The sequence below is a fragment of the Alkalinema sp. FACHB-956 genome, from assembly GCF_014697025.1.
GTDB lineage: Bacteria > Cyanobacteriota > Cyanobacteriia > Leptolyngbyales > Leptolyngbyaceae > Alkalinema.
On the sequence record NZ_JACJRC010000031.1, the window covers coordinates 34,715 to 60,408 of the forward strand.

The following is a 25,694-nucleotide window of genomic DNA, read 5'->3' on the forward strand; positions in this document are numbered from 1 at the left end:
ATGAGTTGAAACAATCAGCGCAACTGCTAGCTAGGCGCAACTGCTGGCTAGTTTGTAGCTGGCTGGGGCAAAGCAGTTTGTTGGCAGGTTGCAAAGAGGCTGATTCAGATGCCAAAACAGGGTGAAATTGATTATCTCAAAAACATTGGTGAAGCAGGAATTTACCATGCTTTGCATAAACCCTTTACCGATGGAGCCTGTGGGCAATATTTAATGGAAATTGGGGCGGTAATGAATCTGCTGCCCGCGCCCCCGGCTCGGTTGCTCGATCTCGGCTGTGGGACGGGTTGGACAAGTTGCTTCTTTGCGAAACGGGGCTACACTGTCGTCGGCCAAGATATTGCACCCGATATGATTCAATACGCAGACATGAATCGCCAAAATATCGGTTTAGATAACATTGCTTTTGTCACCTGTGACTATGAGTCGATGGCCTTTCGAGATGAATTTGATTGCGCAGTCTTTTTCGATGCTTTACACCATGCGATCGATGAAGTAGAAGCCCTACGCAGCGTGTACCGGGCTCTCAAACCGGGGGGAATTTGTATTACGTCCGAACCAGGGGCAGGTCATTCCAAAAGTCCAGAATCTATCCAAGCCATGGCGCAATTTGGCGTGACTGAGCGCGACATGCCTCCTGGCACGATTATTCGGGCGGCCAAACAGGTGGGGTTTCGGGCCAGTCGAGTGTATCCCCATGCCAGCGACTTTGGACGGCTTTATGCACCCCCGAAACATGCTAGGTTACGTAAGCTGTGGCGTTGGCCGATCGTCGGGGGATTCGTCGCCTGGTATATCGCTGCAATTCGGAAGCGATCGACAGGAATTGTTGTTTTGATTAAGTAAGCTGATCCAGTGAGTTAATCCAGTAACATGCTGCATTATCAAACCGATGGATCTCCAGAGTTTCCAGCATTGTGTTTTCTCCATGGCTTTCTAGGTCGAGGAGATGATTTTTCTGAACTTGTTAACTATCTTTCGCAGCAATTCTACTGTATTTGTATTGACTTACCGGGACATGGCTATAGCCTTGATTTGCCTAGTGATACTTACGCGATGGCGTATGCTGCTTTTCAAGTAGTTGCCGTTTTGAATGATTTAGCAATTTCCCAAGCGAGTCTCTATGGATATTCTATGGGTGGACGTTTGGCATTGTATTTAGCGCTGTATTATCCCGATCGATTCCCCCAAGTCTTTCTCGAATCGGCCTCTCCAGGACTGGCAAGCGAAGCAGAACGGAATGAACGATACGTTCGGGATATGGCTTTAGCGGCAGAATTGCAGCAAGATTTTCCTCGATTCCTCGATTGCTGGTATCAACAACCCTTATTCCAATCCCTCCGGCAGCATCCCAAATTTCCAGCGATTTACCAAAAACGCCAGCAGAATCATCCCCAGGACTTGACCCAATCTTTACGTGCCATGGGACTAGGTGTCCAACCTAATCTTTGGCCCCATTTGCCACACCTCACCCAGCCGATTCAGTTAATTGCCGGGGAATGGGATCGTAAATTTGTTGCCATTCAGCAAACTATGGCCCAGTCGTTGCCCAATGCAAAATGCACGATCGTGCCCCAGGCTGGTCACAATGTCCACCTTGAACAACCCGCCGCAATTCAGGCAATCATTCACGCGGCCCTCGATCGGTCATCATCAATTTCCCAGGGCTGAAGTCTGCTGGGCGATGAAGTCGAGTAGCGCTTTTTGGTGGGTTGGCCCGATCGGTCGGATTTGCTTCGCGATCGGCGAAAACTTTTCTCCTGATTGAATTTCCGTAACGGTGGCTAGCCCCATGTCCCAACCTTCATTGAGTTGCAACTGATCCAGCCCTACCGTGAGCGAGGCTTGGTAGACATGACGAATCACCTTGTCATCGGCGTAGCAACCAAATTTTTGCAGGTCGATCGCGCGGTAGCCAATTTCCTCCAGCAATTCCCGACCCACGGCATCATCGGGATGTTCCCCCGGTTCCACATGGCCTCCAAATAAGCCCCAATAGGCTGGATAGACAATTTCCGGCTTGTTATCGCGCAGTTGCAGTAAGTAACGATCGTCTTGGTGCAGAATCGCGATCGCAACTTGAATCCTGGAATCTTGCATCTTGGTTGACCTAGTACCGTAGAGGATTGTAGACAGGGTGAGTAAGATCCTGGGAGAGTGCTTGTGGGCTGCCTAGTGCTTGTGGGCTGCCTAGTGCTTGTGGGCTGCCTAGTGCTTGTGGGCTGCCTATTGTTGACCGACAGCTTCTAGATAAACTTCTCCGAGATCCTCCCCATTAATCACGATCGAAGTCGCTTGAACGGTCCCCGTTACCGTCACCATTGAATTGGGTTGCGGCGGCGGGAGTTGCCGACTCAAGACCCAAATGCGACCGGTGGCATCCTGCACTTCATAGGCCACCTGCCCCACCATAGGAGCGATCGAAATGACCTGCCCAGAAATCTTAACGGCACCCGAAGCAGGGGATTGGGACGTGCTACGGGCATGGGAGATTTGGTTGATCGGCGTTGTGGGCAAGGACTGACAGCCCATCAGAATCATAGGTAGACTCCCCACCAGCCCCCAATGGAACGATCGCAGCACCATAGAAATCACACAATATAAAGACCACAAGAATAGAGATCACAGGATATATAGAAAAGGTTGGCAAGAACCCTTTGCAACAAAAGACTAAATTTTCATGCAGATGCAGCAAATCTAGGAGACTGAATCTGAGAAACTAGGAAAAGTCTATCTCATCCTTTCGTGGCTCTTGGCAGCCAGCACTACTTCATACATCTTCATGACAACTGGTCAACTACTCGATGGAAAAGCCCTCTCAGCCAAAATGTATGCTGAGATGACCGCCCAGGTTCAGGATTTGCAAGCCCAGTACGGACGCCCCCCCGGATTAGCCGTTCTGATGGTGGGAGACAATCCTGCCAGTGCCGCCTATGTCGGTAACAAAGAGAGAGCTTGTGCCCGAGTGGGAATTACTTCCTTTGGTCGCCATTTCCCCGCCGATACGACCCAAGCGGAACTGGAACAGGCCATCCGGGAGCTGAACCAAGACGATCGAGTCGATGGGATTTTGGTGCAGTTGCCTTTGCCGGGAGATCATTTAGATGATGTGCAGCTTCTGCTGACGATCGACCCCGATAAAGACGCCGATGGACTCCACCCCGATAACCTGGGGCGCTTGGTGCGGGGAGAGCCCGGATTGCGCAGTTGTACCCCGGCGGGTGTGATGGAGTTGCTGAAGGAATATAATATTCCTCTTAAAGGCAAAAAAGCGGTAGTCATTGGCCGCAGTATTCTAGTGGGGAAACCCCTAGCACTCATGCTGTTGGAAGCCGATGCAACCGTCACGATCGCCCATTCGCGCACCGATGACTTGGCGGCGGTGGCACGATCGGCGGATATTCTGGTGGCAGCGGTGGGGCGGCCCAATCTGGTGACCGCCGATATGGTGAAGCCAGGAGCAGTGGTAGTTGACGTGGGGATCAATCGCATTGCGACCCCCGATGGCAAAGGTCGGTTGGTGGGCGATGTGGACTTTGAGTCCGTCAAAGAGGTGTCGAGCTACATTACCCCGGTTCCGGGGGGTGTGGGACAAATGACCGTGGCGATGCTGTTACACAATACAATTTTGAGTTACCGCAAAAAGTTTGAGGCCTGAGGCCGCTAGACCTCGGTTCTCATCTTGCGTTTAGGAATGTTTCATGGAGGCTGTTCGATGGTTGTTGCTGGTGAAAAGTCAAGTTTTAATCTCAAGACCTATCTCGCTGAGAAACAAGCGCTGGTAGAAGCTGCTCTCGACCAATCGATCGCCCTCGCCTACCCTGAAACGATCTATGAATCCATGCGCTACTCCCTGATGGCGGGGGGCAAGCGCCTGCGACCCATTCTCTGCCTTGCAACCTGTGAATTAATGGGCGGCAATACCGAAATGGCGATGGCCACGGCCTGTGCGTTGGAAATGGTGCATACCATGTCCCTGATCCATGATGATTTGCCCTCCATGGATAACGATGACTTCCGCCGGGGCAAACCAACCAATCATAAGGTTTACGGTGAGGCGATCGCGATTTTGGCGGGGGATGCGCTGCTGTCCTATGCCTTTGAGTACGTGGCGAAGGAAACCCAAGGCGTCCCTGCCGATCGGATTTTGGATGTGGTGATGCTCCTGGGACGGGCCTTTGCCCGCTTAGTCGATGGCCAAGTGGTCGATCTGCAATCGGAGGGTAATGCAGCGATCGGTCTGGAAACTCTGACGTTTATCCACAACAACAAAACATCAGCGCTCTTGGAAGCCTCCGTCCTGAGTGGGGCCATCCTGGCGGGAGCCTCCGACGCGGATCAGGAAAAACTGTTGCGCTACGCTAAAAACATCGGTTTAGCCTTCCAAATTGTGGATGACATTCTCGACATTACTGCCACCACCGAAGAACTGGGTAAATCCGCCGGGAAAGATCTACAAGCGGACAAGACCACCTATCCCAAGCTGTGGGGTATCGAAGAATCGCGCCGCCAAGCGGAAGACCTCGTAGCGAAGGCCAAGGCAGAACTGAGCGGTTTTGGGTCAGCAGCAGACCCGCTGATTGCGATCGCGGACTATATTACTGCGCGCAAAAATTAAAATGACTGTCCCGAGAATTCAGGTGGATCTGATTTTCAGGGTGATAAAAATTGAGACTCTGCCGTAATTGCGGTAAGGTGTTCTCAATTCTGTGATCCCGATTTCCCAACCCGATTTTTATGCAGTCCCTGAGTGCTATCTTTGACAACCACGTTTTAGTTATTGCGATCGCGTCTTGCTTGCTTGCTCAAGCAACCAAGTTGATCATCGAGTTTGCGATGCATGGCAAGTTGAATGTGCGTGTCTTGGTGGAAACGGGTGGTATGCCCAGTTCCCACTCTGCCCTAGTTACCTCCCTAGCAACGGGAATTGGTTTAACCCAGGGCTGGGACAGTGCAGAATTTGCGATCGCGACGGTATTTGCCTTTATCGTCATGTACGATGCAGCAGGTGTCCGTCAAGCAGCAGGCAAGCAAGCGAAAATCCTCAACCAACTGATTGATGAGCTCTTTCAAGGTGACCACCAGTTAACCGAAACTCGCCTGAAAGAACTGTTAGGTCATACCCCGGTTCAGGTCATTGTTGGCTCGATCATGGGCATTGCCATTTCCTTCCTCTCGGAAATGGGCAGCACGGGGCAGTTGGCTTGGGTGCGTCAGATGTGGGTAGGGGGCTAAGGATGTAGGTAGATAGCTAAGACGGAACGGATGTCAGCAGTGAATGCTAACGGTTTCACTAGTCAGTCTTCTTAATGATCAGTTTAATGATCAGCCTTCTCCCCTGTGAGCCTACTCAAGCGCACTTCTCCCAGGGGTGTTCCCCAGGATGGCGCTAGAGTTGAACGGCAGACTTCAATAAAACCACTCGGCGGGCATCCACCACCATGGTTAAATAGCCCCGATCGCTGAGTAATTGCATGACTGAGTTTGCAGCTACAGCATCCGTCGTGTGGAGCGCGAGCAAATAAGGCTTTTGCCCATAGGCCACCAGACCAATATTTTTATTTAAGCCCTGGGAAAGCTGACTGGCCACCTCGGGCTGATTTTGATAGTTCACCAACACTGCATAACCACTCTCTAAAACCTGAGGATTATAGGCGATCGGGGTTTGCGGGTTAGGTGTCTGTGGGTTGGGGATTTGTGGGTTAGATATCGGTGGGCTAAGCGTCTGTGGGCTAGCCGGGGTCGCTTGTGGGACGGTTGGATTGGCTGCTGGAGCCGTCGTCGCGGGCGGAATGGTATTGGGCGGGGGCACGCGACTGGGTTTCACCACAACCGTCTGTAACCCGGTGCTTTGCCCTAGGTACTGAGCCCAGGCGTTGGCGGCGGTTTCGGTTTGGTACCCTCCCAAACGAGTCACTGGGGCCCCTTGGTAATTGCACAGGCTCACGGGAACATCCGTAGGTAATTTGCTGCGGACGGTGGCTTGACTGTCTGGGGTTTGACTGAGCACAAACAGCAGATATTCCCCAGCATTGGGCGGGGCGCAGACAGGGATTTGGGTCTTGCCTGGGGGAACGATCGCTAAGGGCGCGATCGCGGTCACTATCGTCCAAAATCCGGTTTGCCAGCGCCACGCATTCATGCTGTTTTCATCCAATGTTGCATTCAGAGCTTAGTTGCATTCAGATCTGACGGCATCCAACGCTTCCCTTAGCCCTAGGCTAGCCACTCTAGGCCAGTCGCTCGGGGCCAATCGCTGGTTTGAACCAGTACCCGTCTCAACCGATGCCAATCTAGACCGATGCCAGGGAAGCGAGCGGATTGGGAATCGTCTCAGACTGCTGAAACTCGCCTGTGATGACATATTCTAAACGCAGCTTCAACCAAATGATGAACTGCTTGTTGGTAGACACGATCGCGGCGGCGGGCTTGGGCACCTGGGCATTAATGTCTGCAAATTCCGGCGCTTCTAAAAAAGCAGGCTGCTCAATCACCCAAAAGTCAATTTCCTTCTCGTTCTCTTGATAGTTGCGATGCCGCTCCCGAATGATTTCGTGGGTGGGCTCTTCTTCAAGCATGAATTTTTTGCTTGCTAAAACGTAGTAGTAGGTCGTCATTGGTTTTATAGGTCTCCTTGAATCGCAAGTTTCATTTCTTTCACAGCCCGTTCCATCCCAACTAATGATGCACGGCTAATGATGGTATGCCCAATGTTTAATTCTTCCATGCCTGGGAGACAAGCGACGGGATAAACATTCCAATAGGTCAGTCCGTGCCCTGCATTGACCCGGAGTCCAGCGGCGATCGCCCACTCACACCCTTGAGAAAGCATTTGCAATTCCTGGTTGCGCTCTACTTCGGTTTTGGCTTCGGCATAGCGTCCGGTGTGAAGTTCGATAAACTTTGAGCCACTGGCGGCTGAGGCCGTGATTTGCTCATCATCAGCGTCAATAAACAGGCTGACTGGAATCCCGGCACCTTGAAGGGCTTGTACCACTTCTTTCATGCGAGGCAGCTGACCTGCCACATCGAGGCCCCCTTCCGTGGTGACTTCTTCGCGGCGTTCCGGCACCAAGGTGACGTAGTCCGGTTTGATGTCGAGGGCGATCGCCACCATTTCATCGGTTGCGGCCATTTCTAGATTCAAATGGGTCCGCACGGTTTGGCGCAGCAAGCGTACATCGCGATCTTGGATATGCCGTCGATCTTCCCGCAAATGAACTGTAATCCCATCGGCCCCTGCTAATTCTGCGAGAACGGCAGCGGCTACAGGATCCGGCTCAACGGTACGGCGAGCTTGGCGCAAGGTGGCAATGTGATCAATGTTGACTCCAAGGGTAGGCAAGGCTAGGACTCTCCTGCAAATTAACAGGATCCAATTTTACCGGATGAATTGGTCGATCGGGTATAAAGCTAAATAATCATAAAACAATCCAGAGATGAAATAATCCTACTGACGATGAAGGCGCTGTAATGCCCTGTCATGCCCTGCCCTCAACGCTATGGCGTCTTTAAGCGTCTTTGAAGAAATAGCATGAGCAATGAGTTGTAGGGTATTCCACCGAATGCTGGAACCTGAAATCTGGGAAGAGTGGAAAACGCTGCTTTGTAAAGATAAGTATTTTTTGTAAAGTTAAGTAAACAATCTGATTTAGCAATTGAATGCATTGGGGGAACGAAAATGCTGCATCGATCGCGCTGGCGCGGGTGTTGGACGGTGATTGTGACGATCATACTGACGATCGGAGCCATGGGTTTATTGCCTCCAATGGCCCAAGCCATGGGTGGAAAGTTACCGCCCCTGGAGCAAGCGGCTCCAAATTTCACGTTGCCTGCAACGACGGGAGAAGGCGAAGTCAGCCTAGCGGATTATCGTGGGCAATGGGTCGTGGCCTATTTTTATCCCCAGGATTTCACGTCTGGTTGCACGATCGAAGCCCGCAAGTTCCAACAGGATCTCCCGGCCTACCGTCAGCGGCAGACACAAATTCTCGGCATCAGTGCGGACTCTGTTAACTCCCATGCCGAGTTCTGTGACTCCGAAGGACTCAAATTTCCCCTGTTGGCCGATGAAGGAGGTGCAGTTAGTAAAGCTTATGGATCCTGGCTGGGGATTCGGTCAGCCCGTCATACGTTCATCGTGGATCCGGAAGGAATTCTGCGATCGATCTTTCTAGGGGTCAACCCGATCGTCCACAGTCGTGAAGTCCTCGCCAAGCTGGATGAGTTACAAGCGACCAGCCCGCGTTAACTGGTGGCAGCATTGTCTTAAAAAATAAAGTCGGTGACTTTAGCCCGTGTCTTCATAGAATTGCCTGGGATAACTGGGATGCTATTCCAGAACTCTATCTCTCCGTATACCCTCCGTATATCCAACGGGTTGCTACGGCAATTTCTGCCCTAACTTCCTAGGGATTTCACCAAACCTTCTCAGTAAAATTGTGGAAAACGCGGGCTATTGCCAATTAAGTGGCTTTACGTAGAAATTTTGGCCTTTCTTCTTGGGTTTTCTGCAAGATTTCTCCTAGCGTTTCCCAATTTTCCTGTTGAATGTGCTGAATGACCTGATCTAACTGTTGACGATAGGCGTCTAGCGATCGCAAAACTTCCGATCGATTCAGTTGCGCCATCAGTAATCCCAATTCTGGGTTGCCCCCGCCGACTCGGCTAGTATCCCGAAACCCTGAACTGGCTAAGTTTTGCGCTAGTTGCAGCACCTCAGCATCAGCTTCCTTCAGACAAGCAGCAATGAGGCTGGCACTGATCATCACTGGACTATGGGAAATCCATGCAACGGCACGATCGTGGGCTTCCGGCGTGGCGCTGTACAGAATAGCGCCCAGATCTTGCGCAATGGTACTGACCACAGCGATCGCACGATTCGGTGTTTTGACGGTCGGTGTCACTACGTAGGGATTACCCACAAATAAGTTGGGGATTGCAGCGTTAATTCCACTTTCCGCTGTACCCGCCATGGGGTGCCCACCGACAAAGTTATTCCACAAACCTTGGATTGCCTCTACAATCGGAGTCTTAACGGACCCGACATCCGTCAAAATAGTTTCTGGATCGAGATACGGAATGAGGCGTTGTGCCATTGATTCTAGGTGAGAGAGTGGGGTGCATAGAAAGACAACTTCAGTGTCTGCAAGGATGGATAAATCAGGACTTGCGCGATCGACAACGCCTCGCAATTCTGCTGTTTCGCAGGTGCTAGCCCGTTGACTGACGCCAATGACCCGATAGCCCCGCGATCGTAAATCTAATCCTAACGATCCCCCGATAAGCCCCAAACCAACAATGCCAACCGTGCGAACCCTGTTCGCCTTGTCCACTGTGGTGATTAAATCCGTGCGATTGAAGTTGCGAATCGAATCCGTGCTCTTAGATAGTTCAGTCATAGCCCGTTGTTTGGGTGTTCAAAAGGGAACTGCTGGTGTTGTCCGTCCTTTCCTAGTGTCCCATGGGGGTAGGACTCCGTTCTAGGGTTTTCTTTGACTGCTCTTTATTTAGCGAGTTCAGTAATGGACTGGGGAACGCTAGCACTAATTAAGTCACACATAATGCGCCGTCTGGGTCAGGGTATCGCTGATGAGTCCTGAGGAATTGTTAGAGCAGTACGCGATCGGAAAACGAGATTTTGGTTCCATCCGTCTCAATGAAGCTAATCTAAGCAGTGCCAATTTAAGTGGGGCTGATCTCAGCGCTGCCAATTTGACGGTGGTGAACCTGACGAATGCGAACCTGAGTCAGACTAACCTGAGTGGAGCCAAGCTCAATGTCACCAAGCTCAATGGCGCAAATTTGCAACGAGCGAATCTGCAACAGGCTTGCTTGAACGTTGCGAATTTGTCCTTGGCGGATTTGAGCGAGACCAATTTAATCCAAGCCCACCTGATCAAAGCAGAATTGGAGCGGGCGGATCTGAGTCGGGCTCAGTTGCAACGGGCGAATCTGTCGGCGGCAGATTTGCGGGATGCCAAACTGCGCTGTACTAACCTCAGTCGAGCCAATCTGAGTCGGGCGGATGTGCGCCGTGCGGTATTGACGGCAGCCAATCTTGAACAGGCGATTTTGCATAGTTGTGACCTGAGTGGTGCAAATCTCAGTGGTGCAAATTTACGCCAAACAGAACTGCGGCAGGCCAATTTGAGTCGAGCCATTTTGCAAGGGGTGAACCTCAGTGGGGCGAATCTGCGCTGGGCCGATTTGAGTGGCGCGGATTTGCGCTGGGCTGATCTGAGTGGGGCAATTCTCAGTGGGGCCAACTTAACGGGGGCGGATTTAAGCCATGCCACGCTGTTGAATACGACGCTGGTGCATGTGGATTTGACCCGTGCCAACCTGTCGGGAGTGGATTGGGCGGGAGCGGATCTAACCGGAGCCCAGCTAACGGGGGCGAAGCTCTACAATACCTTTCCCTTTGGGCCTAAGGTTGACGATATTAATTGTCGTTGGGTTGATTTAAGTCAGAATGGCGATCGCAGTAAAACCTATCAGTTCAGCAGCAATGATGCCTATGAATTTTTCTATCGGGTGCCGCCGACGGTAGAGGTGACGATCGACGATCGGCTTGATCCGGAGTCCTACAGTGCGTTAATTGTGACGTACCAGCAATTGACCCGACAAACAAAATTAACCATGCAACCGCCCAACATTACGATCCATCGAGGTCGCACAATTTTGCGGTTTGAACTCATCCAGGATACGCAACTGTTTCTGATTGCCTATGCTGCCATCTTGCCCTTTGGGGATGCCCGATCGACGCACCAGAACTTGACGGCATTGCTGAAGATGATTCCTAGTCGAGTCTTTCACCAAAGTAATGAGCAGTTGCAGCAGTACCACATGATGGTGAAATTACTCAGCCATAATACCCAGCAAGTTAACCGCGATCGCCTGCTACAAGCGATTCCTCTGGCAGCCCAGAAATTACCTTTTTTCCAAGCCCCAACGCAAACCACTCTGGTAAATGCCGATGGTCAACGTTTGACGATCTACAGCAATCCTATGTTTGGGAAGCGATCGGTTCCCTTTTTCCGAGAAATGGATGAATTCCAAGCTAATGTACTGCCAGAATTTCAATTAGCTGGGTTAGAGCAAGTGATTGAATTTATCAATGGATTTCGGGACTTACAGCGAGTGGCAATTGGGTGAAATCCCTCTGAAATCCCTCAAGATGGCCTGAATAACTTGGCTACCATGAATCAAGAATTTGGCAGCAATGTTTGCTGCAATGCTTGGCTGTAGTACTGGATCGTAGTCCTGAGCCGTAATTCTGGTGGGTAATCCTGGACTGCAATACTTTAGTACAGATAAATAGCGCCGGTTTTGTCTAGGTTTAGGGTGCGATTGCCTTGGCCGATCGTGGGTTTAATGTCCACGGTTGCGGTGTTGGTCTTTTTGTCCACCGTGACGCTGTATTCAACATTGCCGCTGTCCCGGAGAGAATTAATGTTGATAAATACGGGAGGCTGAAAATCGCTGAGGGTAACGGTTTGGCCAGGGGCTAAACGTCGGAAATTGGTGTGGGTGGTGATGAGATATTCCAAGGTTTCCGGGGTTTTGTTGACCAGCTGAATTTTGGCAGGCTTCTGGATATCAACTCGGGCAGCAGGAACCCAAAATTCATCACTCTCTTTCTCAGATTCCTTGAGTTTTGTTATAGAGGTATCCTCGATCGGCTGAGAATTGGCCATGACCGGGGAGGACACCGCTGGTTGGAGCGTCATGGCTTCTAGGATCACGATCGTCAGCGTGGCGATCGTGAAAATTCCCCAGGAGGACAACTTCTCTAAGGCTTTCTGACGCATCACAGAGTTCCTTTGAAAATTACAATAGTTTAGAGGATGTCTAAATTATGGCATGACGAATTTAGGCTTGGAGGTTAACAATTAAATCTCGTCTGACAAAAAAGAATCATTTGATATTGGATCATTAGGCTGACGACACTGCCATTTTGAATGATGGATCAGAATTAAGTCCCATCTATGATGGTTATTTAGGAGAGGACTTTTTGAATGGGATTTCAATCATCAATATTCATGGGATCATCGATGATGATGAGCTTTGATAGGGATCGGTTATCCGCCTGACAAGCCCTTTGCCTGACAAGCCCTGCCTGACAAGCCCTGCCTGATTAGCCCGCCTGATTAGCCCTTTGATAGATTTGATCCATGTTGTTCGACTCTAACCATTACTGGCTTCGGAATGCCCGTGTGCCTGCGTCATTACTCCTAGGGGGATCCAAGTGGACACCCCGCAAACCGCCGATCGATCATTTGCTGACGGTGGATATTGAAATTCAAGAGGGTGTCATTGGGACGATTACGGCGGCGGGTACGTTTAGCAGCTTTAGTGCACCATCGATCGACCTCCAAAATGGCATGGTGTGGCCTTGTTTTGTGGATATGCACACCCATTTGGATAAGGGGCATATTTGGAATCGAGCACCCAATCCTAATGGCACCTTTGAAGGAGCCTTAACAACAGTTCAAAAGGACTCTAAACAACGCTGGAATGAACAAGATGTTTATCGGCGTATGGAATTTGGACTGAAATGTAGCTATGCCCACGGAACCCAAGCTATTCGTACCCATCTTGATTCAGCAGATAAACAGGGGAAAATTAGTTTTGAAGTGTTTCGGCAATTGCAAGCAGAATGGCACGATCGCCTAATCCTACAAGCAGTTTCCCTGGTTTCATTGGATTATTACCTAACACCTAAGGGGGAAAAGCTGGCGGATTTAGTGGCAGAGATGGGTGGAATTTTAGGCGGTGTTGCTTATACCAATCCCGATCTGGAACAGCAAATCGATCGCACCTTTCAACTGGCAAAACATCGGAAGCTTCTACTGGATTTTCATGTGGATGAAAATGGTGATCCGGAGTCTCGGTGTTTACATCTGATTGCAGAGGCGACCATTAAACACAAATACAAAGGGAAAGTGGTTTGTGGCCATTGCTGTAGCCTTGCAGTACAGCCGCCAGAACAGGCAGCAGCAACGATCGCCTTGGTGAAAAAAGCAGGCATTGGCATTGTCAGCTTGCCCATGTGTAACCTCTATTTGCAGGATCGGCAGGCGGCGCGAACGCCCTATTGGCGGGGGGTGACGCGCATTCATGAATTGAAAAAAGCCGGGGTTCCAGTGGCGATCGCGAGTGATAATTGCCGTGATCCGTTCTATGGGTTTGGTGATCACGATGGACTGGAGGTGTTTAATCAAGCGGTGCGGATTGCCCATCTCGATCGGCCCTATGGCGACTGGCCCAATGTCGTGACGATGACCCCGGCGGAGTTGATGGGGTTATCCCAGGTAGGCCGAATTGGGGGAGGCTTGTCGGCGGATTTAGTTCTTTTTAAAGCTCGTAGTTTTAGCGAATTGCTATCGCGCAGCCAGCACGATCGGATAGTTCTACGCAATGGCAAACAAATTGAAACGACCCTCCCCGATTATGCAGAATTAGATGATTTATTGTATTAACCAGAACAGCAATATCAATACAACAATATCAATACAACATATCAATCCAGCAATATCAGTATTGATTCATTGATGCGACAGATTCGACCTCCTATCGCTCCTTTAACAAGATGGAAATTCAGCCAAATTCTTTTCAAATCACTCTTATTAAGGGGAATTCAAGGAGGTCGTTATGGGTCTCAATTATCAATTGACTTGGGATTAATCCCAAATTCGCTCACCGTTTTCGTCTACCCGAGCTTGTCGGATGATATCTGAGATGGCTTCAGCATCCTTAATATGATGTAGAGCTTTGGGCTCTTCGCCTTCTCTTTGAACGACAAAATAGGTGGGGACTTGCAAATGCTCTCCTGTAATATCAGCCGTGTCAACCGCTAATTGCTTTTTCTTTTCCTCTAAAGATTTAGAAGGATCAATTCGATCGCCTTCGTTAAGGGTCCGACGGTAGTTGGGTTCTTGGGATGGGTTCTGCATCGCTTTTTCCTCAAGTTAATGATCTAACTCTAAGTTCAGGCAAAGCTTCTTGAAACCGTCGATTTGAATACTTAACCTAGTGAGTCTTTATCGATTTAGGTGGATGTTTACATTGAAGTACGGGAAAACTTTAGATCTACCCGGTTAATGATTATGTAATTAAAGTTGAGATTGGCTATCTGGGGCGATCGAAAGTCCAGGGGGCATTTCTAGGCTACGAGGGCTGTCGAGTAGATCACTCAAATCACTAAAGGTAATGCGGTAGTCCTATTTCTTAAAGGATGAAGAATAATCAGACTTCGCCGAAAGCCTTGTAGAAAAGACCTTTCAGCTTAAGGTTATTTTTCTCTATCCTTTACGTCAGGGCACTACCGGTAATGCCTGCTGTATCACAGGCTTGCTGCAAAGCAGTTTGAAAGGCTTCGATGTTATCTCCATAGCCACATCGCAATGCAGCCACTTCAAGCCCAAATACTGCGTTGCTTCTAGCACAGTCAATGAGAGTAATCCCTGTTAGTGGTTGTGGTGTCATCATAGAATTTACCTACTGATTAAGTATGGGAATGAACCAGTCAATTCAAAAAACCTGGTTATATAGATGAACTGATTATGTGAAGATTCATGTAAAACAACAAGCTATACAAATAAAAATACCCTCAATACAAGAAAACAAAAGTTCCGCAAGACTATATAGTCAAAAGAGACTAACAGTCAAGAGATAACAACAGTCAAGCAAGACTAACGACTAAATCCAGCTTGAGCAAGTTCAATTCGAATGAGTATAAAGATTAGATAGTAGCCCTAAATTTATTCCTACTTTACTGTGGATTAACCGGCATAGGGGCATTGGTCTGTTGTTTCATACTTTGGAGAGACTGGACGAGATTGCTATCTATTTCAGATCTCAGTCATTTTGGATATTCAAGGTTAGCTTGACCACGGCTAGCCTAGAAGTGACTCTAAAGCAGTAGGAGAAATTGGCTATGGCTTATGAATCCATGCCCCATAAATTGAGTACAGTGACTGGAGGCGACTTAGATGCCGATGCCGATCGAGCAGAGGTAAGCGGCGAAGAAGCAGTTGGAGGCAGTGCCGCTGTTCCCGGTCAAAACGACACAGAACCACTTGCAGAAGCCGTCGGCATTCAGCTTGCGGATCAAGCCCCACTACATCTAAAAGCCATAATGGAACAACGCGATCGTGATCGTTGGGAACTACAACCAGATTCTGCTGTGGCAGAGCAAGATGATGACTTCGAAAATGCAGGTGATACTCTGAAGGTAATTGACTTAGAATCTATTTAGCCAGAATTCATTTAGCCAGCTAGTTATTGCCTGCCGCAAAATTAGCGTAACTCAATTCATTAATCGCATTCCATTTTGCAATCTGTTCACGGAATTGTTTCCACTGAGTATAAATGCTTTTGAAGGTGGCATCTTTACCAGCATTTTCCTCGTACAGATTAAACGATGCGGCCTGTGCCGCTTTCATAATTTCTGCACTGTAGGGCACAAACTTAGTCCCATGGGCAATGAGCCGCGCCATAGCCTCCCGGTTGAGGGCGTCATACTGGGTCAGCATGTTTAAATTAGCCTCTTGGGTGGCCGTTTGAAATACTGCTTGGTATTCCTTGGACAGCTTGTTCCAGGCATTGCGATTCACCTGCACTTCCAAGGTTGGCCCCGGTTCCCACCAACCGGGATAGTAGTAAAACTGTGCGGCCTTGTGGAGTCCCAATTTTTCATCATCGTAGGGGCCGACCCACTCTGCGGCATCGATCGCCCCCCGATCGAGGGCTAGGTAAATCTCTCCACCGGGCAACACCTGCACATTGACACCCAATTGAGCCATGACCTTGCCGCCGAGGCCGGGAATCCGCATCTTAAGCCCATTCAGGTCACGGACGGTTTTCACTTCCTTCTTGAACCAACCGCCCATTTGCACGCCCGTATTGCCCGCCGGGAAGTTAATGATGTTGAAATCAGCGTAGACCTTGCGTAGCGCCTCCAAGCCCCCTCCGTGGTAGAGCCATGCATTTTGCTGCTGGGCATTTAACCCAAAGGGCACGGCGGTGCCAAAGGCGAGGACGGGATTTTTTCCCGTGTAATAGTAGCTAGCGGTATGGCCACATTCCACGGTTCCGGACTGCACAGCATCCATCACCTGTAAAGCGGGCACAATCTCCCCAGCGGCAAAGGGGGTAATGGTAAAGCGGCCATCGGTCATTTCCGCCACCCGCTGGCAAACAGTACTGGCTCCCCCAAAAATGGTTTCCAAGGATTTGGGCCAACTGGTCGCCATGCGCCACTTCACCGTCGGAAGGCTGCTGTTGCTGCTAGAAGAGGCTTTACGAACGCGAATGCAGCCGGAGAGACTGGTTGCCGTGGCAGTGGCGATCGCCGCTGTGGTGATTAAATTCCGACGCTTCATGGGCTGGGGCCATCCTAACCGTGAGTAAGGCGATTGTATCAAAAGGCGTGTACGGGAATCGCGATCGGCGTCAGGTCTATGGGGGCGATCCCCCTTGGAGTTCCCTTTGCTAGACTGAAGCAAGTATCGCGGCTATCCCACACCCCGATCGGCTTGCGGTTAGAACGCGCGTCCTAGAAACTTTGAGGCTGTCCATGCTAGCAACACCGTTACTGCTGACCAAAGAACTTCCGAATCTGAAGTATGCCAGTACGTCCCACCGCTTTGACGAAACCTGGGCAGCGCCCCTCTCGACCTTGTTGGGCTTGGGGCGAGCCGCTGGGGCCGATTTCATTGAGTTTTTTTTAGAGCGGGTGAATTACATTGGCTGTATGGCGGAAGAAGATGCCATCACCAGCATTTCGCCTCGCCTGTCCACGGGGGCAGGGGTACGGGTCTTCCGGGGCAAGGCGGACTGCTATGTCTCCACTAATGATTTGACCTTTAATGGCCTGAAGACAGCGTTAGAAAAGGCACTGGGCATTATGGGGCTGACGCTGCCGGGGCCTAACGCCTTTATCCCAGAAATTAACCTGGAGTTACTGCGGGATTACGCCACGAAGCGCAATAAGGAGCAATGGCTGGGCGAAACCAGTTCCATGCGGGAAATGGGCGATGTGTTGCTGGCGGCGAATGGTAAGTTGGCGCAGAAGGCTAGCCATGTCCAGTCGCGGCGGGCGGTGTATTTCCGGGATTGGCAGGAAGTGATGGTGGCAGCCAGTGATGGCACCTTTGCACGGGATATTCGCCTGACCCAATCCGTTGGTTACAGCCTACTCTGTGCCGATGGAGCCAACCGATCGAGCATTAACAAGCGGGTGGGCAATACCAGCGATCCGGGCTTTCTGCGCAACTGGAACTATGAAGATAGCGCGGAAGAAGTGGCAGAGTCCGCAGGCAAAATGCTCTATGCCGATTACGTGGAGTCGGGCAGCTATCCGATCGTCATGGCCAATGAGTTTGGTGGAGTCATTTTCCACGAAGCCTGCGGTCACCTGTTGGAAACAACGCAGATCGAGCGGAAAACCACACCGTTTATCGAGAAGAAGGGTGAAAAAATTGCCCACGAAAATCTCACGGCCTGGGATGAAGGGCTGACCCAGGATGCCTTTGGGACGATCGACATGGATGATGAGGGGATGCCAGCCCAACGGACGCTGTTGATTGAAAATGGCGTGTTGAAAAACTTCATTTCCGATCGGGCCGGATCCCTGCGGACGGGTCATCCTCGCACGGGAAGCGGTCGTCGCCAAAACTTCACCTATGCAGCAGCGAGTCGGATGCGTAATACCTACATCGCGCCGGGGAATTATTCCATGGACGATCTGTTTAGCTCGATCGACAAGGGCATCTACTGCAAAAAGATGGGTGGTGGCAGCGTCGGTGCTACGGGTGAATTCAACTTTGCCGTGGATGAAGCGTACTTAATCGAAAATGGGCAACTCACCAAACCGCTGAAGGGTGCAACCTTGATCGGGGAAGCGGTGGATATCATGCAAAAGATTTCTATGTGCTCCCAGGATTTAGGCTTGGCCGCAGGGTTCTGTGGTTCCGTGAGTGGGAGTGTTTACTGCACCGTGGGTCAACCCCATCTCAAAGTCGATTCTATTACCGTTGGTGGACGCTAACCGTAATGTTCGATCGAATGTTTGTACTCTCCTCGATTGGATGAATTAATTACATTCGATCGCAGCGTCTAATTGAGTACAGCTAATCAACTACAACACCTAGGGTTTAGTGCCTCTGCTCCTATTTCAGAGGCGTTAGCTGCTGGTGAAAAATTTCTCCCCATCTGTGAAGTAATCTAAGGGTCTAGGTATGGCAAAGATTGAAGCGATCGCATCCGCAGCCAAGGACGTAGCTGCAAAGTTAGGAATTCAAAAGTTTGATATTTACGGTTCCGCCGTCGAGGAAACCAGCGTACAGGTGGACAGTGGCGAACCCCAAGCGATGAAAGCCTCCCAACGATCGGGGGTGACGGTGCGGGTCTGGAGTGAGAAAGGTACCGTGGGCGTCACTTCCACCACCGATGTGGATGCGGCAGGGCTGGAAATTGCCTTGAAAACAGCGTCGGAAGCCAGCGAGTTTGGCGCGACGGAAAATGTACCCGACTTCAGCCCAGAGGCCACGGCTAGCATTGCGGCCCACGAATCTCCCCGCTGCACTCCGGCGGCGGTGGATACTCTGCTCAAAACGTTAGTCACGGCTGAAAAGGAATTGCTGGAAGCCCATCCGGCGATCGCAGGGGTACCCTACAACGGTTTGGCGCAACGGGACATCGAACGGTTTTACATCAACAGTGCGGGAGCGGTGCGTCATGAAGCCGCCTCGATCGCATCCCTCTACCTCTACACTAAAACGGAAGCAGAGGGCAAAAAGCCGCGCAGTGCCGGTGCTTTCCGGATTGCCCATGGGTTGGATAAGTTGGATGTGAATGGCTGCGTTAAGGAAGCGGCGGACAAGACAATCAGTCATTTGAACTACGAGAAGGTGAAAACGGGGAAATACCGCGTGGTGTTTTCGCCGGAAGCCTTTCTCAGCCTATTCGGTGCGTTTTCCAATCTGTTTAATGCCCAAAGCATTTTGGATAAACAAAGTTTGTCTACGCCCGATTCCTTAAATCAAGCGATCGCGTCACCGTTGCTGTCAGTGTGTGATGATGCATTGCACCCTGAAAATGTGGGAGCGGATACCTTTGATGGGGAAGGCACACCCACCCGCCGTGTCCCGTTGATTACCAATGGGGTGCTTACCAGTTTTCTGCATAGTGCGGGGACAGCCAAACGCATGGGTACCGAGCCGACGGGCAATGCCGATATGGGGGCCAAGGTGACGGTGAGCGCGAACTTTTTCCATGTCTTTGCGGGGGAACCGGCCCAGGAAACCTACCGTTTGGAGACGGCAGATAATGTGATTTTGATCGACGATTTGCAGGCGCTCCATGCAGGGGTACAAGCGTTGCAAGGGTCATTTTCGTTGCCGTTTGATGGTTGGTTGATCAAGGATGGCCAACGCATCAGCGTGGATTCAGCAACGGTGGCGGGGGATATCCGCGAGGTACTGAACTCAATTATCTATGTCGAACCGGAAGGCCACTTTACGGGTGGTGGCGTCTGTCCTTACATCTGGGTCGATAGCCTGTCGGTGACGGGTGAGTAACGCAGCGTGCAAATCACTGCAAATAATAAAGAAGCCTAACGGTCTGGGGCTGGGAGGTAATGTCCTCAGACCCAAGAGCCGTCAGGCTTCCTGCTAGATTGATCAGACCGAATCTGGTGCTACACAACTTTACGACGACGCTGGAGCACAGCCCAACCACTCAATCCAGCTAAGCTCAAAGCAAGGCCAGGTTCGGGAACTTTGACGGGAGGAGGGCCATCGATCGAAATTTCGTAGTTACCGCTGTGGGAAATGCCATCACTTTTTTCCACTAGACCGGACTGGGTTGCGGTGAAGCTAAAACCGTAGTTGGTAACTCCGTTGTAGGTGTACTTAACGATTTCGCTAGCTTGAATAGGTTTGCTGCTATTGCTGAGTTGTGTTTTCAGATTCAACAATGCAAGTCTTTGGCTATTAGGGAGAGCTGGGGTTTTGGCCAGGTATTGATCGATCGATTGGGTAAACAAGGAACTTGCGTTGTAGTGACCTGCTAAACCAACACTAATCGTACCCGCTGCGTTTTGATTAACGTAGGAAATGTTGGGGTCGCTAAAGCGTTGGAAACCACCGTTGCCAGCGAAAATGTTGAAGAAATTATTCCCCATTTGGGTGTTAACTAAGCTGCCGAACCCGTTGCTGGTTAGGGCTTGGTTAAACCAGTAACGGCCAAAGGTGGTGCCTTGGTAAGCGGCTGTCCAGTCGCTCTGCGTGAGACTACTGATGGAGATGCTGCGGCCCCCGATCGTGCCGTTGAGGGTCGTAGATTTACTGAAATCAAATCCGGCTTTTTCGCTGCTGGCGGCCAGTTCGATATTGCCCGTGGGACTATTTTTGTTGCCACTGAGAATGCTGCTCAGGCTGGCATTGGGGTTGACGAACGTGTTGGTGCCGTTGGCGTCATAGAGCAGATAATCAGTGGGGGCAGTGCCACCGATCGAGGTGTTTTGGATGCTGTTGGCGTGGGCTGGTGCAAGGCCGATCGTGCTACAGCCGATCGCCAGAACGCTAGTCAATGTGATTGTACGAAGGCGATTGTTCATCTGGAAGGGGATCCCATGCATTGGATCGGGTAGGTGTGATTTCTGGGGTTGGGTTGGCCTGAATTGAACCAGTTCCAACTATTTCCATGGTTCCTAATTTCTGTGGAAATGTCCCTGTGAAATCTACGGCAATGCTGATGAAGAATTGGTTAGGGGGTGGGTAGGTTTGTGAAGTTTTCTCAGGTGGTTGTCCTAGAGACTGGGTTGGTTGAGTGGAGCGATCGTTGCTGGAATCTCAATAATGGTTAATTTGTTCTAGCATACGAAGGGAGTGCAACATTAGTTTTGATACAGGATGTTGGGATTGAACTGTTCATCAATGCTCAAACGCGAGAGATTATAGGTGTCCGGGTGGATGACCGGAGTGCAGTCTTGGCTCCAGCGTTGTGGAACTCGATGCCCTCTGTGTATCAGCAATGTGCTGTGATTGACACAGATAATTGGAGTACTTAATTTAGCGTTGTTCCGGGCTGCATTACAGTATAGTACGACGATCATCAATTCGATTTCCTATCGCACAAAATTGCAATACTCGTAGTATGCTGTTCGAAACAATCGAGACAGAACGCGCCAGAATTTTCTATGACAGCCAGTGTCACTTAGAAAATCCTGGCGCAATTGATTTAGGAGCTAGTCCTATCAGCGTTGCCTAAACAATCAAGGAATGATTAAGGAATTAATTCTCCAGTTTCTTGTAAGGCGTTTAATCTAGCGTAGATACCACCGTGATCGATGAGATCTTCGTGGCTACCGACTTCAACGATTTCTCCTTGGTTTAACACCACGATTTTGTCGGCTTCGCGCACGGTGCTGAGACGGTGGGCGATGATGATCAGCGTACAGGTACCAAACAGCGATCGCATCGCGAGTTGGATGGCCCGTTCGGACTCGTAATCCAGGCTGGACGTGGCTTCGTCAAAGACCAGTACGTCCGGCTTCATCACCAAGGCGCGGGCAATCCCGAGACGTTGCCGTTGGCCTCCGGACAGGCGCACCCCACGCTCACCCACTACCGTGGCAAAGCCCTGGGGCAGGTTGCGAATGAAGTCTTCGGCTTGGGCGATGCGGCAGGCTTGATAGACTTCATCGGCGGTGGCGTTGGGATTGCCGTACATCAGGTTGTCCCAAATGGTGCCGTTGAAGACATCCACTTCTTGGTGGACGATCGCTAACCGTTTCCGGTAGCCGGTGACATCCAAACGGCGAATGTCCTGACCGTCGATGCGAATACAGCCTTGGCTCGGTTCAAAATAGCGGAAGAGTAACTTGACTAAGGTGGATTTACCCGATCCCGATCGACCCACGAGGGCGACGGTTTGGTAGGGTTCAATCAACAAGTTGATGTTTTGCAAGACCGGACGATCGGCGTCGTAGCCAAAGTTGACGTGATCGAGTTCCACTTTGCCTGTGAATTGGTAGGCGGGAACGGCTTCGGGGTGTTGCAGGGTGGCGGCGTCGGTGCCAGTCGGCAGGCGCATAAATTCGTGGAAGCGAATCATGGAGGCATAGCGACGGGCAAAGACTTCTGCGAGGTTGCAGATCGGTTCAATTTCGGCGTAGGCCATGCTGGAGACGGTGAGGACGGTGATGAAGTGACCGAGGGAAATACGGCCTTCGATCGTAGCCCACAGCGTTAATGCCAACACCAAGAAGGTACAGGTTTGCACGATCGTGCGTTCGTACATGCCTAGGGTGACGTAGCCTTTGTGAATCCGATAGTCCAAGACAGTAAACTCTCGATCCATCCGAGTCAGTTGCCGTTTGAGTTCCGAAGCTTCCGTGGCGAAGGCTTTTACAGTCTTGATATTGGTAATGATTTCTGAGGTGCGGCTATCGGTATCTTCAACGTATTTATCTAATTTGGCCTCACGGGTGGCTAATGCCTGAAGACCACTTAGACTATAGGCTAGGATACCGAAGAAAGATACGAGGAGCAATATTGCAACTCGCCAATCGATTAACCAAATGACAATAAAAATACCAATGACTCGAAAGACTTTGGGAATAAAGCTGCCTGTGATTTCGGGATAGCTCCAGGTATGGTTGGAGAGTCCTTTGGCGACACGGGCGGCAATACGACCGGGATTGTTTTCGTCGTAGTATTCCAACGGAAGGGTGAGAATTTTTTCCAAGGCTTTTTGGGCATGGTCACGTCGGGCTCGAAAGGCGGTATCCCACTGGAACCAAGGGCCAATCCAGGGTTGGATAGGGGCGCGTCCGATCGACACGAGGGCGACGAGTCCGGCAATGATGCCCAGCGAGACGGTGGGAGTGACGGTAATGCCTGACAGGTTTGCGACGGCACTGATCAATTGTTGTAAGGGAACATCGATCGCTTGTCCGGATAAAAGGTTAAGAATTTGACCGATGGCGTAGGGGACAAACAGATCGATGATTTCAAACAGGCCCATTCCGACGATGCTGAACAATGCGATGTTACGGTAGCGTCGGAAGTAGTAGATGATGTCTAGGAATTTGGCTTGAGAACGTTGAGTTAGCTGTTTCATAACGCCTCCTCGGATTGAGGAAGGTGTGTAATACATAGAGTTACACATACTACAGCATGAAGTCTGGGTTTGGCAAGTCAATTTGGCAACACTGGGGAAAACTGCTAGGGCTGGAGGGGAAGGTTGGGGCAGCAGGAAATTCCACTACCAGAGAAAGGTTAATATTTTTTGAGTTCTTGAGGGTTGACTGAATCTGGGTTTGTTCGTAGTCTTGTTTTTCATAGCGGTGCCATGGACATCCTTCTTTCACGAGATGGTTTGGCATGAAGCATGGGGCCGCTGGGTTCCCGGAAATTTAGGGCACTACCCTTTGTTGCAGGCACAACTCAGGGTAGCTATTCCCCCGCGCTGGTGAAGCAGCAAGGAGGCTTGATGAGGATTTTAGCATCTGACCGAGCCACTCTTGTTTGTGATGTCAAACGGGGTGGCTCTAAATTTTTGGGCTTTCTTCCGCTCTCATCCCTGGCCCTTCTCCTGCGGGAAAAGGGGATAGAGTCTATTCGGGATGAGATTCACTTCAACAAGGAGAAGCTCAATATGTGTTTTACAGGTTCTAGCGATCGCGGCGATCGCTCGATCGAACGTTTTCAGCCATACTATCGGTTACAACTTTTCGGCACGAAGGAAACGGTAGAGTCAATCATTAACCGATTGCATTCGATCGGCTTTGTGGATCGGGTGTATTGGGGGAAACCCATGCCTGTACCGGGTGTGGAAGGGGAATGGGTGAGCGTGTTGCAGCGGCGTTGGTAAAGGCTGAAGTGTAGGTGTCCCGCAGGTTTGCTTGTCTTGTAGTCTGTGGGCACCTTGACTAGGGCGATCGGGGTTTTAGTGAAAGCAGCGATCGGGGTAGTTGAGAGCGATCGTGTTATTTTCTCACTCATCTGTGTGATGCAAAGTTCGATCGGCTTTTCAGATTGTTTAGTGGGCAGTCATTTCGAGACAAAAATCTAGAAAGACTTTATCATTGGCCTAGTGTGACCGATCGTCGCACCTGACTGGCAATGCTAAACTGGTTTCAGCAAAGTCAACTCGTAGCAGGTGAACTTTGCGTTCTACAGATGTGGATCATCTGTTTGGAAGCCCATGACTAATTTATGCCGTAAGTTGTGAAGTTGAGTAATCTAGCTGTTTAATGACCGCCATCGGTCTTAATACTTCAATAATTGATGAAATTTTCCTTGCTGCATCCCTTCTGGATAAAGCCGCAACCAATCAACTGATCTTTAAAGGCGGAAATGCAAATAAGTTATCGATTGTTCCTTCCACTTACCTTGGGCACTCTGTTCCTAATCGCGCTACCTAATAGCATAAAAGCTCAATCGCAGCACCCTACTAGCACTAGCCCACAAGGTGGCAGGGTGCCACCTATGAATAAGCCAGACTCTTCACCACGTAACTCTTCACCTATATCAGACGATGAACGCATTCTAGGTTTGAGAATGCAGCTTAAAAGCCCAAAGCCTGATCTGCGTATTCAAGCCGTGGAACGTTTGGGTGAAATGGGAGAGACGGCTAAGGTAGCAGTACCAGATCTTTTACTATTGCTTCAGGATGTGAACTTAGATGTCCAGATTACTGCAATTAAAACCCTGAGTGAAATGAAATCTCAGGCTACTATTATCGAACCTCATCTAATAAGTCTCTTAAAGCACACGCATCCAGATCTGCGTGGCTATGCAGCAAGAAGCCTGGGCGCATTAGCTGACTCTAGGAGAAACGATATTGCCAGGAAAAAAGATATCGTTTTCCACTTGTCTAAGCTGTTAGACGATCGATATCTGTATGTGCGCGTAGAAGCATTAAGTGCACTGAGATCAATGGGAGATGATGCTCAAACTATCATCCCTCAACTATTGCCACTATTCAAATCTCCAAGTACCAGTGTGCGCTTTGCTGCGATTGGAACCCTACGCGGTATTGGTCAGTCGGATCGGTTTCTGACTGTGGAGCTTTTGCCGCTACTTAAAGATGCCGATCCAATGGTTCGTTTAGCGACACTTGATACAATTGGAAGTACACCTAAATCAATACCTTATTTTTTGCCACACATTACGCCCTTACTGAAAGACCCGGTGCCAGAAATACGTGCTGCGACAATAGAAGCACTAGTCGAGATGAGAAATCCAAATGCAATCTCAGTTCGCGATGTGTTGCCTCTTTTATTTGACTCAAATTCATCTGTTTCGGTTAGAGCAGGCAAAATGATAATGAGTCTTAAGTTAGAAGATTCGCCTGAATTTAGAACTGAAATTCAGAAAGTTAATAGAGACTTAGAAGCTATTAGTAAGTTACCTGCTGAAAAAGCAATTGCTGAGATTAGATCACGGTTAAAAAATTCTGATTCACTCATTCAAGCTAGTGCTCGCATTGCATTATTCAATCTTGGACGTACAGCTAAAGTTACTCCTTCCCAGATAAGCACACTATTAAATGCGGTGGACCCAAGTGTTTGGACAAGATCTAATGAAAGTTAAGCTCTAAGTGTAACGTGAGCTCAGCTAGCTCATAGATCAAAAGAGATCGATCTAACCAATGCTTCAGTTAATCAAACTCATTGT

The 25,694-nt window shown here is 50.0% G+C and carries 25 protein-coding genes and 1 pseudogene; 14 read left to right on the forward strand and 12 right to left on the reverse strand.

Annotated features, from left to right (window positions below; genetic code table 11):
- Positions 1-108: 108 nt before the first annotated feature.
- Together H6G21_RS21870 and menH are read left to right on the forward strand one after the other, a co-directional pair.
- Complete coding sequence (locus H6G21_RS21870; RefSeq protein ID WP_190575943.1) at positions 109-846, forward strand: class I SAM-dependent methyltransferase; 738 nt, start codon at positions 109-111, stop codon at positions 844-846.
- Positions 847-873: 27 nt separating this feature from the next.
- Entirely contained in the window at positions 874-1,671 is a 798-nt protein-coding gene (gene menH, locus H6G21_RS21875) for a 2-succinyl-6-hydroxy-2,4-cyclohexadiene-1-carboxylate synthase (RefSeq protein ID WP_190575946.1), read from the forward strand.
- Here menH and H6G21_RS21880 read toward each other — a convergent pair.
- Together H6G21_RS21880 and H6G21_RS21885 are read right to left on the reverse strand one after the other, a co-directional pair.
- Positions 1,654-2,100 (reverse strand): NUDIX hydrolase, encoded by a 447-nt coding sequence (locus tag H6G21_RS21880; RefSeq protein ID WP_190575948.1) that lies wholly within the window; start codon positions 2,098-2,100, stop codon positions 1,654-1,656. The genes menH and H6G21_RS21880 overlap by 18 nt on opposite strands.
- A 126-nt stretch (positions 2,101-2,226) precedes the next feature.
- Positions 2,227-2,586 (reverse strand): hypothetical protein, encoded by a 360-nt coding sequence (locus H6G21_RS21885; RefSeq protein WP_190575951.1) that lies wholly within the window; start codon positions 2,584-2,586, stop codon positions 2,227-2,229.
- 196 nt (positions 2,587-2,782) lie between these two features.
- Between H6G21_RS21885 and folD the strand changes: the two genes are divergently transcribed.
- The 3 genes from folD (at position 2,783) to H6G21_RS21900 (ending at position 5,235) form a co-directional block, all read left to right on the forward strand.
- Positions 2,783-3,658: a bifunctional methylenetetrahydrofolate dehydrogenase/methenyltetrahydrofolate cyclohydrolase FolD gene (gene folD, locus H6G21_RS21890; protein WP_190575953.1), complete on the forward strand. Its 876-nt coding sequence runs from the start codon at positions 2,783-2,785 to the stop codon at positions 3,656-3,658.
- Positions 3,659-3,715: 57 nt separating this feature from the next.
- A complete protein-coding gene (gene crtE, locus H6G21_RS21895) occupies positions 3,716-4,618 on the forward strand; it encodes a geranylgeranyl diphosphate synthase CrtE (protein ID WP_190575955.1) in 903 nt (300 codons plus the stop codon).
- 119 nt (positions 4,619-4,737) lie between these two features.
- The gene (locus H6G21_RS21900; RefSeq protein WP_190575957.1) at positions 4,738-5,235 is read left to right on the forward strand and encodes a divergent PAP2 family protein; all 498 of its coding nucleotides are present in this window, start codon (positions 4,738-4,740) and stop codon (positions 5,233-5,235) included.
- Between the two features lie 154 nt (positions 5,236-5,389).
- Here H6G21_RS21900 and H6G21_RS21905 read toward each other — a convergent pair whose 3' ends face one another.
- The 3 genes from H6G21_RS21905 to H6G21_RS21915 all read right to left on the reverse strand — a co-directional run bounded on the left by H6G21_RS21905 (position 5,390) and on the right by H6G21_RS21915 (position 7,345).
- A complete protein-coding gene (locus H6G21_RS21905) occupies positions 5,390-6,142 on the reverse strand; it encodes a hypothetical protein (RefSeq protein ID WP_190575959.1) in 753 nt (250 codons plus the stop codon).
- A gap of 151 nt (positions 6,143-6,293) precedes the next feature.
- The gene (locus H6G21_RS21910) at positions 6,294-6,617 is read right to left on the reverse strand and encodes an MgPME-cyclase complex family protein (RefSeq protein ID WP_190575966.1); all 324 of its coding nucleotides are present in this window, start codon (positions 6,615-6,617) and stop codon (positions 6,294-6,296) included.
- Between the two features lie 5 nt (positions 6,618-6,622).
- Complete coding sequence (locus H6G21_RS21915; protein WP_190575968.1) at positions 6,623-7,345, reverse strand: pyridoxine 5'-phosphate synthase; 723 nt, start codon at positions 7,343-7,345, stop codon at positions 6,623-6,625.
- Positions 7,346-7,750: 405 nt separating this feature from the next.
- Between H6G21_RS21915 and H6G21_RS21920 the strand changes: the two genes are divergently transcribed.
- Positions 7,751-8,251, forward strand: coding sequence for a peroxiredoxin (locus tag H6G21_RS21920; protein WP_190576021.1), 501 nt, complete (start codon positions 7,751-7,753; stop codon positions 8,249-8,251).
- A gap of 214 nt (positions 8,252-8,465) precedes the next feature.
- Here H6G21_RS21920 and H6G21_RS21925 read toward each other — a convergent pair whose 3' ends face one another.
- A complete protein-coding gene (locus tag H6G21_RS21925; protein ID WP_190575970.1) occupies positions 8,466-9,401 on the reverse strand; it encodes a prephenate/arogenate dehydrogenase in 936 nt (311 codons plus the stop codon).
- Positions 9,402-9,591: 190 nt separating this feature from the next.
- Between H6G21_RS21925 and H6G21_RS21930 the strand changes: the two genes are divergently transcribed.
- The gene (locus tag H6G21_RS21930; RefSeq protein ID WP_190575973.1) at positions 9,592-11,157 is read left to right on the forward strand and encodes a pentapeptide repeat-containing protein; all 1,566 of its coding nucleotides are present in this window, start codon (positions 9,592-9,594) and stop codon (positions 11,155-11,157) included.
- Positions 11,158-11,306: 149 nt separating this feature from the next.
- Here H6G21_RS21930 and H6G21_RS21935 read toward each other — a convergent pair whose 3' ends face one another.
- A complete protein-coding gene (locus H6G21_RS21935) occupies positions 11,307-11,813 on the reverse strand; it encodes a hypothetical protein (RefSeq protein WP_190575975.1) in 507 nt (168 codons plus the stop codon).
- Positions 11,814-12,176: 363 nt separating this feature from the next.
- Between H6G21_RS21935 and H6G21_RS21940 the strand changes: the two genes are divergently transcribed.
- Positions 12,177-13,484, forward strand: coding sequence for a cytosine deaminase (locus H6G21_RS21940; protein ID WP_190575977.1), 1,308 nt, complete (start codon positions 12,177-12,179; stop codon positions 13,482-13,484).
- Between the two features lie 201 nt (positions 13,485-13,685).
- Here the strand turns inward: H6G21_RS21940 and H6G21_RS21945 are convergent, their stop codons facing one another.
- Together H6G21_RS21945 and H6G21_RS21950 are read right to left on the reverse strand one after the other, a co-directional pair.
- Positions 13,686-13,958, reverse strand: coding sequence for a hypothetical protein (locus H6G21_RS21945; RefSeq protein ID WP_190575980.1), 273 nt, complete (start codon positions 13,956-13,958; stop codon positions 13,686-13,688).
- 355 nt (positions 13,959-14,313) lie between these two features.
- Positions 14,314-14,493 (reverse strand): hypothetical protein, encoded by a 180-nt coding sequence (locus H6G21_RS21950; RefSeq protein ID WP_190575982.1) that lies wholly within the window; start codon positions 14,491-14,493, stop codon positions 14,314-14,316.
- 448 nt (positions 14,494-14,941) lie between these two features.
- Here H6G21_RS21950 and H6G21_RS21955 point away from each other — a divergent pair, with 448 nt between their 5' ends.
- A complete protein-coding gene (locus H6G21_RS21955; RefSeq protein WP_190575984.1) occupies positions 14,942-15,262 on the forward strand; it encodes a DUF6335 family protein in 321 nt (106 codons plus the stop codon).
- 19 nt (positions 15,263-15,281) lie between these two features.
- On the opposite strand, the gene H6G21_RS21960 is transcribed toward H6G21_RS21955, so the two are convergent.
- Entirely contained in the window at positions 15,282-16,388 is a 1,107-nt protein-coding gene (locus tag H6G21_RS21960; RefSeq protein ID WP_190575986.1) for a TRAP transporter substrate-binding protein, read from the reverse strand.
- Between the two features lie 194 nt (positions 16,389-16,582).
- On the opposite strand from H6G21_RS21960, the gene H6G21_RS21965 reads away from it, so the two are divergent.
- Positions 16,583-18,055, forward strand: coding sequence for a TldD/PmbA family protein (locus H6G21_RS21965; RefSeq protein WP_190575988.1), 1,473 nt, complete (start codon positions 16,583-16,585; stop codon positions 18,053-18,055).
- A gap of 190 nt (positions 18,056-18,245) precedes the next feature.
- Positions 18,246-19,586 carry a TldD/PmbA family protein gene (locus H6G21_RS21970; protein ID WP_190575990.1) on the forward strand — a complete coding sequence of 447 codons (1,341 nt, stop codon included), beginning with the start codon at positions 18,246-18,248 and terminating at the stop codon, positions 19,584-19,586.
- A 119-nt stretch (positions 19,587-19,705) separates the two neighbouring features.
- Here H6G21_RS21970 and H6G21_RS21975 read toward each other — a convergent pair whose 3' ends face one another.
- Positions 19,706-20,626 carry an NF038130 family PEP-CTERM protein gene (locus H6G21_RS21975; RefSeq protein WP_190575992.1) on the reverse strand — a complete coding sequence of 307 codons (921 nt, stop codon included), beginning with the start codon at positions 20,624-20,626 and terminating at the stop codon, positions 19,706-19,708.
- Between the two features lie 342 nt (positions 20,627-20,968).
- Here H6G21_RS21975 and H6G21_RS25845 point away from each other — a divergent pair.
- A pseudogene (locus H6G21_RS25845) lies at positions 20,969-21,070 on the forward strand (IS1 family transposase); the annotation flags it as partial.
- A gap of 224 nt (positions 21,071-21,294) precedes the next feature.
- Here the strand turns inward: H6G21_RS25845 and H6G21_RS21980 are convergent.
- Entirely contained in the window at positions 21,295-23,133 is a 1,839-nt protein-coding gene (locus tag H6G21_RS21980; RefSeq protein ID WP_190575995.1) for an ABC transporter ATP-binding protein, read from the reverse strand.
- 372 nt (positions 23,134-23,505) lie between these two features.
- On the opposite strand from H6G21_RS21980, the gene H6G21_RS21985 reads away from it, so the two are divergent.
- Together H6G21_RS21985 and H6G21_RS21990 are read left to right on the forward strand one after the other, a co-directional pair.
- Complete coding sequence (locus tag H6G21_RS21985; protein ID WP_190575997.1) at positions 23,506-23,886, forward strand: hypothetical protein; 381 nt, start codon at positions 23,506-23,508, stop codon at positions 23,884-23,886.
- A gap of 617 nt (positions 23,887-24,503) precedes the next feature.
- Positions 24,504-25,610, forward strand: coding sequence for a HEAT repeat domain-containing protein (locus H6G21_RS21990; RefSeq protein ID WP_190575999.1), 1,107 nt, complete (start codon positions 24,504-24,506; stop codon positions 25,608-25,610).
- The last annotated feature ends 84 nt before the right edge of the window (positions 25,611-25,694 follow it).

Excerpts from the sequence above, each read along its gene's own strand:
- H6G21_RS21870 (WP_190575943.1), top strand. The coding sequence starts at position 109 with ATGCCAAAACAGGGTGAAATTGATTATCTCAAAAACATTGGTGAAGCA.
- menH (WP_190575946.1), top strand. The coding sequence starts at position 874 with ATGCTGCATTATCAAACCGATGGATCTCCAGAGTTTCCAGCATTGTGT.
- H6G21_RS21880 (WP_190575948.1), bottom strand. The coding sequence starts at position 2,100 with ATGCAAGATTCCAGGATTCAAGTTGCGATCGCGATTCTGCACCAAGAC.
- H6G21_RS21885 (WP_190575951.1), bottom strand. The coding sequence starts at position 2,586 with ATGGTGCTGCGATCGTTCCATTGGGGGCTGGTGGGGAGTCTACCTATG.
- folD (WP_190575953.1), top strand. The coding sequence starts at position 2,783 with ATGACAACTGGTCAACTACTCGATGGAAAAGCCCTCTCAGCCAAAATG.
- crtE (WP_190575955.1), top strand. The coding sequence starts at position 3,716 with ATGGTTGTTGCTGGTGAAAAGTCAAGTTTTAATCTCAAGACCTATCTC.
- H6G21_RS21900 (WP_190575957.1), top strand. The coding sequence starts at position 4,738 with ATGCAGTCCCTGAGTGCTATCTTTGACAACCACGTTTTAGTTATTGCG.
- H6G21_RS21905 (WP_190575959.1), bottom strand. The coding sequence starts at position 6,142 with ATGAATGCGTGGCGCTGGCAAACCGGATTTTGGACGATAGTGACCGCG.
- H6G21_RS21910 (WP_190575966.1), bottom strand. The coding sequence starts at position 6,617 with ATGACGACCTACTACTACGTTTTAGCAAGCAAAAAATTCATGCTTGAA.
- H6G21_RS21920 (WP_190576021.1), top strand. The coding sequence starts at position 7,751 with ATGGGTTTATTGCCTCCAATGGCCCAAGCCATGGGTGGAAAGTTACCG.
- H6G21_RS21925 (WP_190575970.1), bottom strand. The coding sequence starts at position 9,401 with ATGACTGAACTATCTAAGAGCACGGATTCGATTCGCAACTTCAATCGC.
- H6G21_RS21930 (WP_190575973.1), top strand. The coding sequence starts at position 9,592 with ATGAGTCCTGAGGAATTGTTAGAGCAGTACGCGATCGGAAAACGAGAT.
- H6G21_RS21935 (WP_190575975.1), bottom strand. The coding sequence starts at position 11,813 with ATGCGTCAGAAAGCCTTAGAGAAGTTGTCCTCCTGGGGAATTTTCACG.
- H6G21_RS21940 (WP_190575977.1), top strand. The coding sequence starts at position 12,177 with ATGTTGTTCGACTCTAACCATTACTGGCTTCGGAATGCCCGTGTGCCT.
- H6G21_RS21945 (WP_190575980.1), bottom strand. The coding sequence starts at position 13,958 with ATGCAGAACCCATCCCAAGAACCCAACTACCGTCGGACCCTTAACGAA.
- H6G21_RS21950 (WP_190575982.1), bottom strand. The coding sequence starts at position 14,493 with ATGATGACACCACAACCACTAACAGGGATTACTCTCATTGACTGTGCT.
- H6G21_RS21955 (WP_190575984.1), top strand. The coding sequence starts at position 14,942 with ATGGCTTATGAATCCATGCCCCATAAATTGAGTACAGTGACTGGAGGC.
- H6G21_RS21960 (WP_190575986.1), bottom strand. The coding sequence starts at position 16,388 with ATGAAGCGTCGGAATTTAATCACCACAGCGGCGATCGCCACTGCCACG.
- H6G21_RS21965 (WP_190575988.1), top strand. The coding sequence starts at position 16,583 with ATGCTAGCAACACCGTTACTGCTGACCAAAGAACTTCCGAATCTGAAG.
- H6G21_RS21970 (WP_190575990.1), top strand. The coding sequence starts at position 18,246 with ATGGCAAAGATTGAAGCGATCGCATCCGCAGCCAAGGACGTAGCTGCA.
- H6G21_RS21975 (WP_190575992.1), bottom strand. The coding sequence starts at position 20,626 with ATGAACAATCGCCTTCGTACAATCACATTGACTAGCGTTCTGGCGATC.
- H6G21_RS21980 (WP_190575995.1), bottom strand. The coding sequence starts at position 23,133 with ATGAAACAGCTAACTCAACGTTCTCAAGCCAAATTCCTAGACATCATC.
- H6G21_RS21985 (WP_190575997.1), top strand. The coding sequence starts at position 23,506 with ATGAGGATTTTAGCATCTGACCGAGCCACTCTTGTTTGTGATGTCAAA.
- H6G21_RS21990 (WP_190575999.1), top strand. The coding sequence starts at position 24,504 with ATGAATAAGCCAGACTCTTCACCACGTAACTCTTCACCTATATCAGAC.